The 13,532-nt window shown below is 36.0% G+C and carries 14 protein-coding genes; 13 read left to right on the forward strand and 1 reads right to left on the reverse strand.

The annotated features are described in order from the left end of the window. Positions 1-131: 131 nt before the first annotated feature. The 7 genes from F5ESL0225_RS03100 to mreD all read left to right on the forward strand — a co-directional run bounded on the left by F5ESL0225_RS03100 (position 132) and on the right by mreD (position 7,901). On the forward strand, positions 132-2,771 hold the full coding sequence (locus tag F5ESL0225_RS03100) for a valine--tRNA ligase (RefSeq protein ID WP_122047839.1): 2,640 nt from the start codon (positions 132-134) through the stop codon (positions 2,769-2,771). A gap of 1 nt (position 2,772) precedes the next feature. Then, positions 2,773-4,053 carry a folylpolyglutamate synthase/dihydrofolate synthase family protein gene (locus F5ESL0225_RS03105; protein ID WP_122024607.1) on the forward strand — a complete coding sequence of 427 codons (1,281 nt, stop codon included), beginning with the start codon at positions 2,773-2,775 and terminating at the stop codon, positions 4,051-4,053. Further along, positions 4,031-4,708 carry an HAD family phosphatase gene (locus F5ESL0225_RS03110; RefSeq protein WP_122047840.1) on the forward strand — a complete coding sequence of 226 codons (678 nt, stop codon included), beginning with the start codon at positions 4,031-4,033 and terminating at the stop codon, positions 4,706-4,708. Before F5ESL0225_RS03105 ends, F5ESL0225_RS03110 begins: the two co-directional genes overlap by 23 nt. Positions 4,709-4,745: 37 nt before the next feature. Next, complete coding sequence (locus F5ESL0225_RS03115; protein WP_122021569.1) at positions 4,746-5,369, forward strand: RadC family protein; 624 nt, start codon at positions 4,746-4,748, stop codon at positions 5,367-5,369. 97 nt (positions 5,370-5,466) lie between these two features. Beyond that, complete coding sequence (locus F5ESL0225_RS03120; protein ID WP_122021570.1) at positions 5,467-6,471, forward strand: rod shape-determining protein; 1,005 nt, start codon at positions 5,467-5,469, stop codon at positions 6,469-6,471. A 48-nt stretch (positions 6,472-6,519) separates the two neighbouring features. Next, entirely contained in the window at positions 6,520-7,371 is an 852-nt protein-coding gene (gene mreC / locus F5ESL0225_RS03125) for a rod shape-determining protein MreC (RefSeq protein WP_122021571.1), read from the forward strand. Continuing rightward, on the forward strand, positions 7,371-7,901 hold the full coding sequence (gene mreD, locus F5ESL0225_RS03130; protein ID WP_122021572.1) for a rod shape-determining protein MreD: 531 nt from the start codon (positions 7,371-7,373) through the stop codon (positions 7,899-7,901). Before mreC ends, mreD begins: the two co-directional genes overlap by 1 nt. A gap of 27 nt (positions 7,902-7,928) precedes the next feature. Here mreD and F5ESL0225_RS03135 read toward each other — a convergent pair whose 3' ends face one another. After that, positions 7,929-8,060, reverse strand: coding sequence for a DUF4044 domain-containing protein (locus F5ESL0225_RS03135; RefSeq protein ID WP_090091749.1), 132 nt, complete (start codon positions 8,058-8,060; stop codon positions 7,929-7,931). A 98-nt stretch (positions 8,061-8,158) separates the two neighbouring features. Between F5ESL0225_RS03135 and F5ESL0225_RS03140 the strand changes: the two genes are divergently transcribed. The 6 genes from F5ESL0225_RS03140 to mraY all read left to right on the forward strand — a co-directional run bounded on the left by F5ESL0225_RS03140 (position 8,159) and on the right by mraY (position 13,529). Further along, the gene (locus tag F5ESL0225_RS03140) at positions 8,159-8,485 is read left to right on the forward strand and encodes a DUF3397 domain-containing protein (protein ID WP_118896404.1); all 327 of its coding nucleotides are present in this window, start codon (positions 8,159-8,161) and stop codon (positions 8,483-8,485) included. A 147-nt stretch (positions 8,486-8,632) separates the two neighbouring features. Then, a complete protein-coding gene (mraZ, locus tag F5ESL0225_RS03145) occupies positions 8,633-9,064 on the forward strand; it encodes a division/cell wall cluster transcriptional repressor MraZ (RefSeq protein WP_122021573.1) in 432 nt (143 codons plus the stop codon). A gap of 6 nt (positions 9,065-9,070) precedes the next feature. Next, the gene (gene rsmH, locus F5ESL0225_RS03150) at positions 9,071-10,018 is read left to right on the forward strand and encodes a 16S rRNA (cytosine(1402)-N(4))-methyltransferase RsmH (RefSeq protein WP_122024614.1); all 948 of its coding nucleotides are present in this window, start codon (positions 9,071-9,073) and stop codon (positions 10,016-10,018) included. 15 nt (positions 10,019-10,033) lie between these two features. Continuing rightward, positions 10,034-10,396: a cell division protein FtsL gene (gene ftsL / locus F5ESL0225_RS03155; protein WP_122021575.1), complete on the forward strand. Its 363-nt coding sequence runs from the start codon at positions 10,034-10,036 to the stop codon at positions 10,394-10,396. Then, the gene (locus F5ESL0225_RS03160) at positions 10,396-12,561 is read left to right on the forward strand and encodes a penicillin-binding protein (RefSeq protein WP_122047841.1); all 2,166 of its coding nucleotides are present in this window, start codon (positions 10,396-10,398) and stop codon (positions 12,559-12,561) included. Before ftsL ends, F5ESL0225_RS03160 begins: the two co-directional genes overlap by 1 nt. Positions 12,562-12,566: 5 nt before the next feature. Beyond that, the gene (gene mraY / locus F5ESL0225_RS03165; RefSeq protein WP_122047842.1) at positions 12,567-13,529 is read left to right on the forward strand and encodes a phospho-N-acetylmuramoyl-pentapeptide-transferase; all 963 of its coding nucleotides are present in this window, start codon (positions 12,567-12,569) and stop codon (positions 13,527-13,529) included. The last annotated feature ends 3 nt before the right edge of the window (positions 13,530-13,532 follow it).

Here is a 13,532-nt window from a genome sequence, read left to right on the forward strand (position 1 = left end):
GCTAGTCCGGTATCAAGGTCCGTTATCACTAGATTAAGAGAAGCAATATTTTTGCTTAATGATAGGTGGTACCGCGGTTATTATATCGTCCTAGACAAGATTGTCTAGGACTTTTTTATTGGAGGAAATTTATGACAGATCTAGCACCTAAATACGATCCCCATGAGGTTGAGACTGGTAGGTATCAAGCATGGCTTGATCAAGACTTGTTTAAGCCATCAGGGGATAAAACAGCCCATCCTTATTCTATTGTAATCCCGCCACCAAATGTTACGGGAAAGTTACATTTGGGCCATGCTTGGGACACGGCAATTCAAGATACTCTAATCCGCTTTAAACGAATGCAAGGGTACGATACGCTATATTTACCTGGAATGGATCATGCTGGAATTGCTACTCAAGCTAAAGTTGAAGCTAAATTGCGTAAGCAAGGTAAAGATCGTCACCAAATGGGACGTGAAGCATTTGTTAAACAAGTTTGGGACTGGAAAGATGAGTACGCTAATATCATTAAAAGTCAATGGGCAAAGATGGGGTTGTCGCTTGATTATTCACGCGAGCGCTTTACTTTAGATGAAGGGCTATCTAAGGCTGTTAAGCGAGTTTTTGTTCAATTGTATAATGAAGGGTTGATTTATCGCGGTGAATATATTATTAATTGGGATCCGCAACTGCAAACAGCATTGAGTGATATTGAAGTTATCCACCAAGATGATAAAGGGGCTTTTTATCACATCAAGTATCCCTTTGCTGATGGCTCTGGTTTTGTCGAAATTGCAACCACTCGACCAGAAACTATGTTTGGTGATACGGCAGTAGCTGTGGCTCATGGGGATGAACGCTATAAAGACCTTGTCGGTAAGAAATTAATTTTACCAATAGTTGGACGTAAAATTCCAATTATTGAAGACCAACACGTTGATCCTGAATTTGGAACAGGACTAGTAAAAATTACGCCCGCCCATGATCCGAATGACTTTGCTGTTGGTAATCGCCACAACTTAGAACGAATTAATGTAATGAATGACGACGGGACAATGAATGAGCAAGCAGGAAAATATCAAGGCATGGATCGTTTTGCTTGTCGTGAAGCTCTAGTTAAGGACTTAAAAGAGCAGGGGTACCTTATTCAGATAAAACCAATTGTGCATTCAGTTGGTCACTCTGAACGTTCAGGTGTCCAAGTTGAACCGCGTCTTTCAACTCAATGGTTTGTGAAAATGAAGCCTTTAGCTGAAAAGGTATTGGCAAATCAAAAAACTGCCAACAAGGTTAACTTTGTTCCAGAACGATTTGAGCAAACGCTAGAGCATTGGATGGAAGATGTGCATGATTGGGTAATCTCACGCCAGCTCTGGTGGGGGCACCGCATCCCAGCTTGGTACAATAAAAAGACAGGTGAGATGTATGTTGGTGAAGAAGCACCGCATGATATTGAAAACTGGGACCAAGATACTGATGTTTTGGATACGTGGTTCTCTAGTGCTTTGTGGCCATTTTCGACAATGGGTTGGCCTGATACAACTGTCGCTGACTTTAATCGTTATTTTCCAACTAATGCCTTAGTAACTGGCTATGATATTATTTTCTTTTGGGTTTCACGCATGATTTTCCAAAGTTTACACTTTACCCATAAACGTCCATTTAAGGATGTAGTTTTACATGGCTTAATTCGCGATGAACAAGGACGCAAGATGAGTAAGTCACTGGGCAATGGGGTTGACCCAATGGATGTCGTTGATGAATATGGAGCTGATGCCTTAAGATGGTTTTTACTTAATGGGACTGCTCCAGGTCAGGATACGCGCTATAATCCAAAGAAATTATCGGCTGCGTGGAATTTTATTAATAAAATTTGGAATGCTGCTCGTTTTGTAATCATGAATTTACCAGAAAGTGCGCAGCCAGCTCATATGCCTGATACTAAGCAGTTTGATTTGGCTGACAGCTGGATTTTTGCGCAGTTAAATCATACTGTTAGTGAAGTGATTCGCTTATTCGATGAATATAAATTTGGCGAAGCTGGGCGAGAATTATATAACTTTATCTGGAATGATTTCTGTGACTGGTACATCGAAGTTTCTAAGGTTGCTTTAAACAGTAACGATGCCCAATTAAAGACTAGAAAACAAGATAATTTAATTTGGATTTTGGATCAAATTTTACGACTACTCCATCCGATTATGCCATTTGTAACTGAAAAATTATGGTTATCCATGCCACATGAAGGTAAATCAATCATGATTGCACCTTATCCAGAATTTCACGCTGAATTTGTAAATGATAAAGCCCAGCATGACATGGCTTTTTTGATTGAAATTATTAAAGCAGTGCGCAACATTCGTATGGAAGTTAATGCGCCTTTATCTTCACCAATTGATATCATGATTCAACTAGAGGATGCTAATAATGAAAAAATTTTGGCTGATAATGCTGAATATGTGAAAAACTTTTTACATCCGAAAGAATTAACGATTGCCACTGAAATTGTCGCACCTAAATTGGCTAAAACCGCTGTGGTGTCGGGAGCGCAAATTTTTATTCCGCTAGCTGATTTGGTAAACGTTGATGATGAAATTAAGCGTATGGAAAAAGAAGAAAAAGACCTTAGAGCTGAAGTTGAACGGGCAACTAAAAAATTAAGCAATGAGGGTTTTGTTGTCCATGCTCCTGCTGCTGTAATTGACAAAGAAAAAGCTAAGCTGGCTGATTATGAAAATCAACTAGCTAGTGTGCAACAGCGAATTCAAGATTTAAAAAAGAGTGAATAATGTGATTTTTAACAATTCTCAAGCCTTTTTAACTTATTTATATGCCTTGCCGAAAACCCATGAAAAAACTGATTTGACTTACATCAAGCAGGTTCTTAATTTACTAGGTAACCCGCAAAATCAAGTTAAAACAATTCATGTTACAGGTACTAATGGCAAGGGATCAACTTCGTATTATTTGAGCAACTTGTTACAAAAAGCCGGTCAAAAGACTGGCCTTTTTGTTTCGCCCTATGTTTTTGAATTTGGTGAACGAATTCAGATTAATGGTCAGTATATTAGTGAATCTGAATTACTTAGAATTGCAAACAGGGTCGAACAAGTTTTGGCACAACTGCGCCAAGATGATGCGTCTTTTTCATTAGTTACATTTGAATATGAAGTGGTACTGGCTTTTACTTATTTTGCTCAAGCTAAATGTGATTATGCCGTAATTGAAGTTGGTATTGGTGGTCAGCATGATAAGACCAATGTAATTGTACCGGAAGTCAGTATAATTACGACGGTTGGGCTTGACCATGAAGCTTTAATTGGACCAACAATTCAAGATATTGCACGTGAAAAAAGTGGCATAATTAAGTGCCAGCGACCAGTTATTTTAGGTAATGTTCCTAATGATGTATTACCGCTTATTAAGCAAAAGGCTTTAGTTGAAGCAGCTCCTTTATATCAGCTGGGCGTTGATTTTGATGTAACTCTTACTACAGCGGCAGTGTATACTGATCAAAAAAGGCAAGTAACGCTATCGCCCAGACCATTGGTTGAATGCTATGATTTAGCAGTTGCAATTAAAGCTTTTAGCCTTTTGCGGATTCCACTAGCCGATAATCAAATTGAATTAGCTCTTGATCAAACGGTTATCCCTGGGCGCTACCAAATTATTCAAAATAATCCCTTAGTTGTGCTTGATGGGGCGCATAATATTCAGGCAATGCAAAATTTATTGCATTTTGTTCACCAGCAACAACAAAGACGTCAAGGTAAAGTGCGTATTCTCATAATGTTAATGCGAGATAAAGATCTTACCCCGATTTTTTCTTTATTTGAAAAAAATGATGAGGTTCATATAACCACTATTGATTATCCTAGGGCTGCTAACAAGGCTGATTTCCCGCAGCAAATTAAAGATAAGTATCCCTACGAGGCAGATTGGCAAATTGCCTTTAAACAGCTACGTCAAAAAAGTCAGCCTAATGATATACTACTAGTAACAGGTTCGTTTTATTTGGTTGGCAATATTTTGCAATGGGAGCAAAAGTATGAAAATAAAAGGCATAAATAGTGAAATTAAAGGCGTTCTTTTTGATATGGATGGCTTATTAGTTAATTCGGAAGAATTATATTGGCAAGCAAATATCCAAGCGGCACGCAAAGCTGGGCTTAAGATGCCAGCTGATCTTTATTTGCAACTAGTTGGTGCATCAGCCACCAGTATGGCTGATTTTTATAAAAATTATTTCCAAAATGATCAGCAGAAAAGACAATTTATTCAGCAAACAGATGATTTAGTGTGGCAATGGACAGACGAAGGGAAATTAAAGTTAAAACCTGGTGTGCAAGCAATCCTTGACTATTTGCAAAAGTGCAAAATACCGATGGCAATTGTCACAAGTAATACTGAACAAGCTGTTGAACATAACTTATGGGTAACTGGTACCCGTAACTATTTTTATTTTCATTTGAATGCCGCAGATGTTAAAAATAACCAAGTCAATCCCAAACCGGCACCAGATATTTATCTTTTAGCTGCTGAAAAAATGGCTTTACCGAAAAAGAATTTATTGGCTTTTGAAGATTCATCTTCTGGATTGCAAGCAGCAGTCAATGCTGGTATTAAGTGTGTAATGATTCCTGACTTAGTACCGGCGACAAAGGAAGATCAAAAAATAGCTACGTTTATTAGATCAAGTTTTAAAGACTTTTTAGCTAAAATTTAGTTTTTTTGCGTATTAAGTAGTGAAAGGGATGATTTACATGGAAATTATTAAATCTAAGCACTATTTAATTAATACAGATTTTGAAATAATGAATAGTCTTTTTGATCAATTAACAGAACAAGGAATTACTCGCTTTGAAGAGCTCTCATCGAAACTGAAACAACTACATATTAATAATTTTAATGAGTTACTGAAATTTATTTCAAATGATGAATGTGATCAGAATATTTCTATTATTTGTGAGAATTTACTTGAGCGTCTACGCTTTGCAGTTCCTGATCGTGAAGCAGTCTTGACCTCAAGTAATGAGGTTGGGATGTATTTAACGGACAAATTAGCAGGACATAAACAAGAACAATTATGGGCAATTTATATTGACAATAGCAACCATATTGTTGCTGAAAAGTGTTTGTTTATTGGGACGCTAGATAAGTCGGTTGCACATCCAAGAGAAATTTTTCGGTGGGCAGTTATTTATGCTTGTGCGGGCTTCATAGTCGTTCATAATCATCCGAGTGGCAACTTGTTGCCGTCTAGGAGTGACATCGAATTAACTAAAAGTTTACATAGTTGTGCCGAAATGATGCATATTGATTTTTTAGATCACTTTATTGTAGGTAAGGGACAATATTTCAGCATGCAGGAGCATCAATTGTTTTAAATTCATCTTAAACTTATTCTACAAATCTTTTTTCTGTTTCACTTTATGCTATAATTAACCAAGATTTAGAGACTGCAGTAATTAAGGAGAGATTTTCGTGTTTGGATTAGGAGCAAAAAACATTGGCATCGACTTGGGTACAGCCAATACTCTTGTTTATATGGAAGGTAAAGGTATTGTACTTAGAGAACCTTCAGTAGTAGCAAAGAATACGCAGACTAATAAAGTGATCGCGGTTGGTTCAGAAGCTAAAGAAATGATTGGTAGAACACCTGCAAGTATTGTCGCAATTCGGCCAATGAAGGATGGAGTAATTGCTGATTATGATACAACCGCCGCAATGTTGAAGTACTTCATTGAAAAAACAGTTGGTAATTCAAAGCCTTCAGCAATGATTTGTGTACCATCAGGGGTTACAGAAGTTGAAAAAAGAGCAGTTATCGATGCTGCTCGCGTGGCCGGGGCTCGTGAAGCTTTTGTAATTGAAGAACCATTTGCCGCTGCAATTGGAGCCGGGCTACCTGTAATGGATCCAACAGGTTCAATGGTAGTTGATATTGGTGGTGGAACAACGGATGTTGCAACAATTTCACTTGGTGGAATTGTTTCATCAACTTCTATTCGTCAAGCTGGCGATAAATTTAATGCCGCAATTATAAATTATGTACATTCCAACTTTAATTTATTAATTGGAGAACGTACTGCTGAAGATATTAAAATTCAAATTGGTTCTGCTTCAGTTGAAAAGGCGGAAACTATCGATTCAATTAATATTCGGGGTCGTGACCTAGTTACTGGTTTACCCAAGTCGGTTGATGTCAAAGCCGTTGATGTTGCAAAAGCAATTCAAGATGTTGTGCAAGATATTATTGTTGCTATTAAAGAGACACTTGAGCAAACTTCTCCAGAAATTGCTGCAGATGTAATTGATCATGGAATCGTTTTAACTGGTGGAGGAGCGTTGCTAAAGAATTTACCTGATGTGATTTCAGAAGCAACTAAAGTGCCTGTATTTATTGCACAAGATCCACTTGATTGTGTTGCAATCGGTACTGGAGAATCACTTAAAAATATTGAAATAATGCGTAGAAGTCGCAAATAATATATAAAGTCGGCTCTTTTTGCCGGCTTTTTTAGGGATCAATTCCAGATGAAAAAGTTTCTACAAAATAAAAAACTATTATCAGTATGTATTGTAATTATTATTATTTTTTCGATTCTCGGCGCTAGTGTTAGTTTACGTAATAAAAGAAGTACGCCGCTAGTTATTCAAAGTTTTGGAAATGATGTAGCCGCAGTTGGTACAAGGTTGGTTGATTATCCAATTAGTTTAGTTTCGGGAACATTAAGTAATGTGCACAATCTTTTGCAAACACAAGACGAGAATAATTATTTAAAGAGTCGAGTAACGGAATTGCAGCAAACAGAAGCACGTAATTCTAGCCTTGAAACTGAAAATAAGCAATTAAAATCAGCACTGAAACTAAAAGAATCATTGACGGATTTTGATACTATTGAGGCTTCAGTCATTGCTCGCTCACCAGATAGTTGGAGTGATTTGCTTATCATAAACAAAGGAACAACTTCTGGCTTGGAAAAAAACATGGCGGTTATGTCTGGTGGAGGAGTTATTGGGCGGATTGTAGAAGTTAATGCAGCTAGTGCTAAAGTAGAGCTAATCACTACCTCCGATAAATCGGCCAATCGATTTGCTGTTGAAGCAAAAGCAGTAAATGGCAAAAAAGTGCATGGTATTATTACTGTTATTGGAACTAAAAGTTTAGCCTTTACTCAAGCCGTTGATGGGAAGAAGTTAAAGCGAGGGACTAAAGTATATACCAGTGGTATGGGTGGCAATTCACCTAAAGGATTGTTAATTGGTACGATTGCCACAACGACACATGATTCTTTTGGTCTATCTGACTTACTTAAATTGAGACCAGCTGGAGAATTAAATGATCCAACAGTGGTTTCGGTAATTAAAAGAAAGGTGACTGATTAATGCGTTCTCTGCAGAGATTTGTGTTAGCGATTGCACTTTATATTGCTTTAGTTATTAATGCCAGTTTAGCCCTTTATTTACACGAATTTTTTTCACTTGGTTCAAGTACTAATTTGTTATTACCAATAGGAGTAATGCTAATTGCTTTATTTGATGATACAAATAAAAATGAAATTTGGCTTGCGCTTGGTGCTGGAATAGTTAGTGACATTTATTTTTACGGTATTATTGGGCTCTATGCCGTTGCTTTACCTACGACATGTTGGCTTTTACAAAAGGTAGCTCGTTTTTTACCAGAAGTTTTTTGGGCAAGAATGCTAGTAATAATTATTGCTGTAGTTGGAGTAAATGCTTATAGTTGGCTAATTTTAAAAATTACTGGGGTAATAAATGTTTCTGTTTTAGATTTATTATGGAGCTTGCCCACAACGATTGGGTGGTCATTTTTATTCGCTTGTCTTACATACAAAATCTGGGGTAGTTTGGCAATTAAGTATCCGTTTTTGGTTAATTTGAATAATTATCAATAAAAAAAGTGGGAAGAGTTCCCACTTTTTTTATTCAAAAATTCCTGATGCACTAACTATTGGCATTGCAATAGCAGCTAATGTAAAAATTGCCATAAGCCAAGCCATAACAATTGTAAGTTTTTGAAAACCTGATTTTTTTTGTTTACGTTTGCGTGACATGATTAACCTCCTGCTTGAACAATATTTTATGCTACTTATTAGTTTTTTTCAAACAGTTGTTAAGCTAAAATATGGTTTAGTACTGAGGAGGCTAAAGTATGTTTTTGATATTTGGATTACCTTTACTAGGTTTAGTTTGTGCTGTTATTTTAAATAAACTATTTCCAAGAGCTAAATTTCGTGGATATGATATCTTACCCTTCTTTTTTATCTATGCTTGTCATTTAATTTCATTGAAGCAAAGTAAACCAGAATTTTTACCTTATGGTTTTTTCTTTTTTTTCATTTTAGTTATTATTTTGACAATTGCTGAGGCAATAAAAAATAAGAATATAGCACTAGATAAAATAATGCGTGAAATATGGAATTATCTAACCGTTAATACAATTTTCTGGTATATTGGTTTAATGTTTATGCTGATCTAATATATTTTAAAAAGACCGAAGATTTTAAATAATTTCGGTCTTTTGTTATTTTTTTAAAAGAAAATATAAATATTTAATGTTTTGTAACTAAAAAGTGGTAGGAAGTGGTGAATTGTGGTAAATTATTCTTTGGAAGGGGGCTAAGCCATGTTCATGGGTGAATATCATCACAATCTTGATAGCAAAGGTCGGCTAATTATACCTGCCCGTTTGCGTAATCAAATTGGTGATAAAATGATTTTCACTCGCGGCATGGAAGGCTGCATTTTTGGTTATACCACAGAAGAGTGGGCAGTCATGGAAGCAAAATTAGCCCACCTTCCATTGACTAAAAGGAATGCTCGTAGTTTTACGCGACTATTTTATTCTGGTGCAATGGAGTGCGAATTCGATAAGCAAGGACGTGTGAATCTGACCACGACTTTAAAGAAACATGCATCCTTGATTAAAGAATGTGTAATCGTTGGCGTTTCTGATCGAATAGAAATTTGGTCAAAAGAACGTTGGGATGAATTTAGTGTACAGGCTAATGAAAATTATGATGACATTGCTGAAGATTTCGATGATATTGAACTATAAATAATTATGGAATTTAAACACACCAGTGTACTTTTACACGAAACAATTGATAATTTAAAACTGAAGAATGATGGCCTGTATGTAGACGCAACATTTGGTGGCGGCGGGCATGCCAAATATTTATTAAGCAAGTTAAGCAATGGTACATTAGTTGGCTTTGATCAGGATGAGTATGCGATTCAAATGGCAAAAGCTAATTTTGCCGATGTACTAAAATCTAGTAGTAAGCCACAACTAAAGTTAGTACATAACAATTTTAGTCATTTAAAATCAGAAATGAATCAGTTAGGCTATGAAACTGGGATAGATGGTATTTATTATGACTTAGGAGTTTCTTCACCCCAATTTGATCAGGCAGGACGTGGCTTTTCGTATAGATTTAATGCTCGACTTGATATGAGGATGGATCAAAGCCAAAATCTGGATGCTTATCAGTTAATAAATAATTCAAGTCAAAAAGAATTGGCGGCTATTCTGTATAAATTTGGTGATGAAAAATATTCACGGCAAATTGCTAAAAAGATTATAGAGAATAGACAAAAAAAGCCAATCGAAACAACTTTTGAATTGGTTGAGATTATTAAGGCCGCAATTCCTGCATTTGCTAGAAGAACTGGGGGGCATCCAGCTAAAAAGACCTTTCAAGCTTTGCGGGTTGCCGTGAATCATGAACTCGAAGTATTAGAAAAATCACTTGAAGAAGCAATAGAATTACTTAAGCCAGGTGGGCGAATAAGTGTAATTACTTTTCAGTCTGATGAAGACAAAATTGTAAAAAATATCTTTAAGAAGTATTCGGAAGTTGAAGTACCGCGTGGAATGCCAATGATTCCAGATAGTATTAAACCAATCCTTAGATTGGTAAATCGCAAACCAATAACTGCTTCTTCTGAAGAGCTAAAAAATAATAACCGCTCACACAGTGCCAAGTTGCGGATTGCGGAAAAATTATAATAAAGGGAAATAACAATGGCTGATAATTTAGCAAGGGAAATAGAATATGATCCCAAAGAAGAACTTGAATCCAAACAGCAACAACACCAACCTATTACGCAACAGGAAGTCCCTTGGAGTGGATTTGAAAAAATAATATTGTTTTTAGGAACTATAATTACGATTAGTATGATGACCGTTCTTGTGTCGGCCAGTATTACTGCAACTTCAGCGCAACATGAATTAACCAGTATTCAACGCTCAGTTGATAGGGGAAAAAGTGAAGTTAGTGACTTACATCAAGAACTTGGAGAATTGACCTCAAGCTCGCGAATGAATCGAATTGCGCATAGTCAAGGACTAATTTTAATTGATAAAAACATTAGGACTATACACTAATGAATGAACAAGACAATAAAAAAAATAATCCCAATTCCAAAGCTCACGGGTACCGTATCATAGTTGGCAGATTTTTTCAGCTGGCTGTAGCTTTGGTTTTTCTTGTATTTACAGGCAGATTTTTGTATATAGGTATCTCTAAAACTGTTAATAGTCAGGATTTAACGCAAAAAACAGAACAATTATATAAGCGCAATCAAATTTTAAAAGCAACTAGAGGAACTATCTATGATTGTAACGGTTTAGCAGTTGCTCAAGATTCACACTTATATACGATTTATGCTATTTTAGATAAATCTTCAATCAATTATAAAAATAAGCCTGAATACGTGACTAATAAGACAAAAACCGCTCAAAAGTTGGCAAAGGTTTTACCTTTATCGGCTAATCAAATTTTACATTATCTTTCTCCTAAACATGTTGCTTTTCAAGTTCAGTTTGGAACTGCTGGAATGGGTCTAACTAAGAAACAAAAAGATAAAATTGAGCAGATGAAATTGCCAGGTATTAAATTTTTTGAAACGCAATCGCGTTTATATTTAAATGGAAATTTTGCCTCTCATATTATCGGAATTGCCACTCCAAAATATGACAAAAAGACCAAGTCAGAGTCCTTAGTTGGAACAATGGGACTTGAAGCGTGGTTTGATGATGTTTTATCTGGAAAGGATGGATATCAGATTTCTTCAGTTGATGCGGCTAATTATCAGATACCTAATAGTGTTCAAACATATAAGGCACCTGTTGATGGTAAAAATCTTTATTTGACAATTGATTCTCAATTACAAAATTATTTGGAAAATCGTTTATCCTATGTCCAAAGAAATTACCAACCAGTATCGATGACCGCAGTGGTGGAAGACATGAAAACTGGTAAAGTTTTAGCAGCTTCGCAACGTCCGACATTTAACCCGCAAACGAAAAAGGGAATTTCACATTCTTATCGTAATATCTTAGTACAAGATACATTCGAGCCAGGTTCAGTGTTCAAAGTGTTGACGCTAGCTGCTGCAGTCAATAGCAACAATTATCATCCCAATCAGTATTACAATTCAGGAGCAGTAACCGTTTCAGGATCAGTTATCCATGATTGGCAAGCACAAGGATGGGGTAGTATTCCCTACTCACAGGTATTTCCACGTTCTAGTAATACGGGGTTTGTTCATATTGAACAACAAATGGGAGCTAAGACGTGGCGTAATTATTTGGAAAAATTTCGGATTGGTAAAAAAACTAATGTCACTTTACCTGGTGAACAGCCTGGATTTATAACTTTTCAATCTCCAATTGATCAAGCTGTTACTAGTTTTGGCCAAGGAGTTAATGTCAATGTAATGCAGATGATGCAAGCATTTAGTAGTTTAGCTAATGATGGGCAAATGGTTAAACCACAGTTTATTGAAAAAACAACCAATTCTGCTGGTAAAGTAATAGATGGTTATCAAGTTAAAAATGTGGGTGAACCGATTTATTCAAGGAAAACCGCTCAAGTAGTTTTGTCCAATATGCAACGCGTGTTAAATAAAAAAATTGGTACTGGATCTATTTACCGCATCAATAAAGAAAGTATTGCAGCAAAAACAGGTACAGCACAAATAGCAAGATTAAAAGGTGGCGGCTATCTAAAGGGAAGTAATAATTATACCTTCTCAGTTGTTGGTGTTACGCCAGCAAAGCATCCGCGATATTGCATCTATATCACAATGAAACAGCCACAGCGAATGTCTAAGCCAGCAGAAGTTATACTGGCCTCGATATTTAAACCAATGATGAACCGTGTTATTTTAATGTCAAAAAATAGTGTGGACAAATCAATAGAGGTAAAAATTCCTAATCTACAAAATTTAACTGTTGCTGAGGCGAAGAAAAAAGCTCGTCAAACTGGTGTTAATCTGATTATCTTAGGAACAGGAAATAAAATAGCAAAACAAGCTCTTTCACAAGGAACTCAACGAGTATCTGGTAGCAATTTAATAGTACTGACAGCAGGCAATGTTAAGATGCCTAATTTGAAGGGCTGGAAAAGGGATGATTTATATCAATTATCAAGATTGATTACGAACAAAATAAATATTAGTGGGTCTGGAATAGTTTATAAGCAAAACATTACCCCAGATACTGTAATAGATCCATCAAGCAAAATTAAAGTAAAATTAAAGGAGTAGCATTTATGCTGATTATTAGCATTATCGCATTAGTTAGTTCACTAGTATTAACCGGAATTTTTCTTCCGTGGATGATTATTTTTATGTCGTCACATCATGAAGGACAAAAAATTCGTGATGAAGGCCCAAAGTGGCACCAAAAGAAATCTGGTACCCCCACAATGGGCGGTGTTATTTTTGTAATTGCAGCCACTATTACAACTATTTGGGTTTCAATATGGCAAAATAAAATGAATAATTTGGTATATATTTTGCTAATTAGCCTACTAGGGTATGGAATTATCGGCTTTTTAGATGATGGTATTAAATTATTTTATAAGCGTAATTTGGGATTGAAAGCTTGGCAAAAGTTTGTTTTTCAAATTTTTATTGCTATTGCGATTATCTGCATTGCAATGAAAGATAATTTTAAGTTTGCACTTTTCTTGCCACTAATCGGAACTATCAGTAGTGTTGTTGTATTTACGGCTTTTGTTATTTTCTGGCTAGTTGGCTTTTCAAACGCTGTCAATTTATCTGATGGACTTGATGGTTTAGCAACTGGGTTGTCAATTATTGCCTATGCGACCTATGCTTATATTGCTTTAAAGCAAAAGAATTTTTCTATTTTAATTTTTTGTATGAGCATAATCGGTGGGTTAATCTCATTTTTTGTTTTTAATCATAAACCAGCAAAGATTTTTATGGGGGATGCAGGTTCGTTGGCACTAGGAGGCGGTCTTGCAGCTGTAAGTGTATTTTTAAATCATCCTTGGTCACTCTTGCTAATTGGCATTGTCTTTGTTTGTGAAACCGCTAGTGTGATTATGCAAGTAATTTCTTATCAAACTACAGGCAAACGAATTTTTAAAATGACACCTATTCATCATCATTTTGAAATGATTGGATTTTCTGAGTGGAAAGTTGACTTTTTGTTTTGGACTGTTGGCTTAATCGGAAGTATTCTATATTTATTAATTTGGGGATAGTGT

This window comes from Lactobacillus sp. ESL0225 (assembly GCF_003692905.1).
GTDB classification, from domain to species: domain Bacteria; phylum Bacillota; class Bacilli; order Lactobacillales; family Lactobacillaceae; genus Lactobacillus; species Lactobacillus bombicola.

Bases quoted from the DNA above. Each gene is read 5' to 3' on its own strand.
- F5ESL0225_RS03140 (WP_118896404.1), top strand. From the start codon at position 8,159: ATGTTTTTGATATTTGGATTACCTTTACTAGGTTTAGTTTGTGCTGTT.
- mreC (WP_122021571.1), top strand. From the start codon at position 6,520: ATGAAAAAGTTTCTACAAAATAAAAAACTATTATCAGTATGTATTGTA.
- rsmH (WP_122024614.1), top strand. From the start codon at position 9,071: ATGGAATTTAAACACACCAGTGTACTTTTACACGAAACAATTGATAAT.
- mraY (WP_122047842.1), top strand. From the start codon at position 12,567: ATGCTGATTATTAGCATTATCGCATTAGTTAGTTCACTAGTATTAACC.
- mreD (WP_122021572.1), top strand. From the start codon at position 7,371: ATGCGTTCTCTGCAGAGATTTGTGTTAGCGATTGCACTTTATATTGCT.
- mraZ (WP_122021573.1), top strand. From the start codon at position 8,633: ATGTTCATGGGTGAATATCATCACAATCTTGATAGCAAAGGTCGGCTA.
- F5ESL0225_RS03110 (WP_122047840.1), top strand. From the start codon at position 4,031: ATGAAAATAAAAGGCATAAATAGTGAAATTAAAGGCGTTCTTTTTGAT.
- F5ESL0225_RS03100 (WP_122047839.1), top strand. From the start codon at position 132: ATGACAGATCTAGCACCTAAATACGATCCCCATGAGGTTGAGACTGGT.
- F5ESL0225_RS03135 (WP_090091749.1), bottom strand. From the start codon at position 8,060: ATGTCACGCAAACGTAAACAAAAAAAATCAGGTTTTCAAAAACTTACA.
- ftsL (WP_122021575.1), top strand. From the start codon at position 10,034: ATGGCTGATAATTTAGCAAGGGAAATAGAATATGATCCCAAAGAAGAA.
- F5ESL0225_RS03115 (WP_122021569.1), top strand. From the start codon at position 4,746: ATGGAAATTATTAAATCTAAGCACTATTTAATTAATACAGATTTTGAA.
- F5ESL0225_RS03160 (WP_122047841.1), top strand. From the start codon at position 10,396: ATGAATGAACAAGACAATAAAAAAAATAATCCCAATTCCAAAGCTCAC.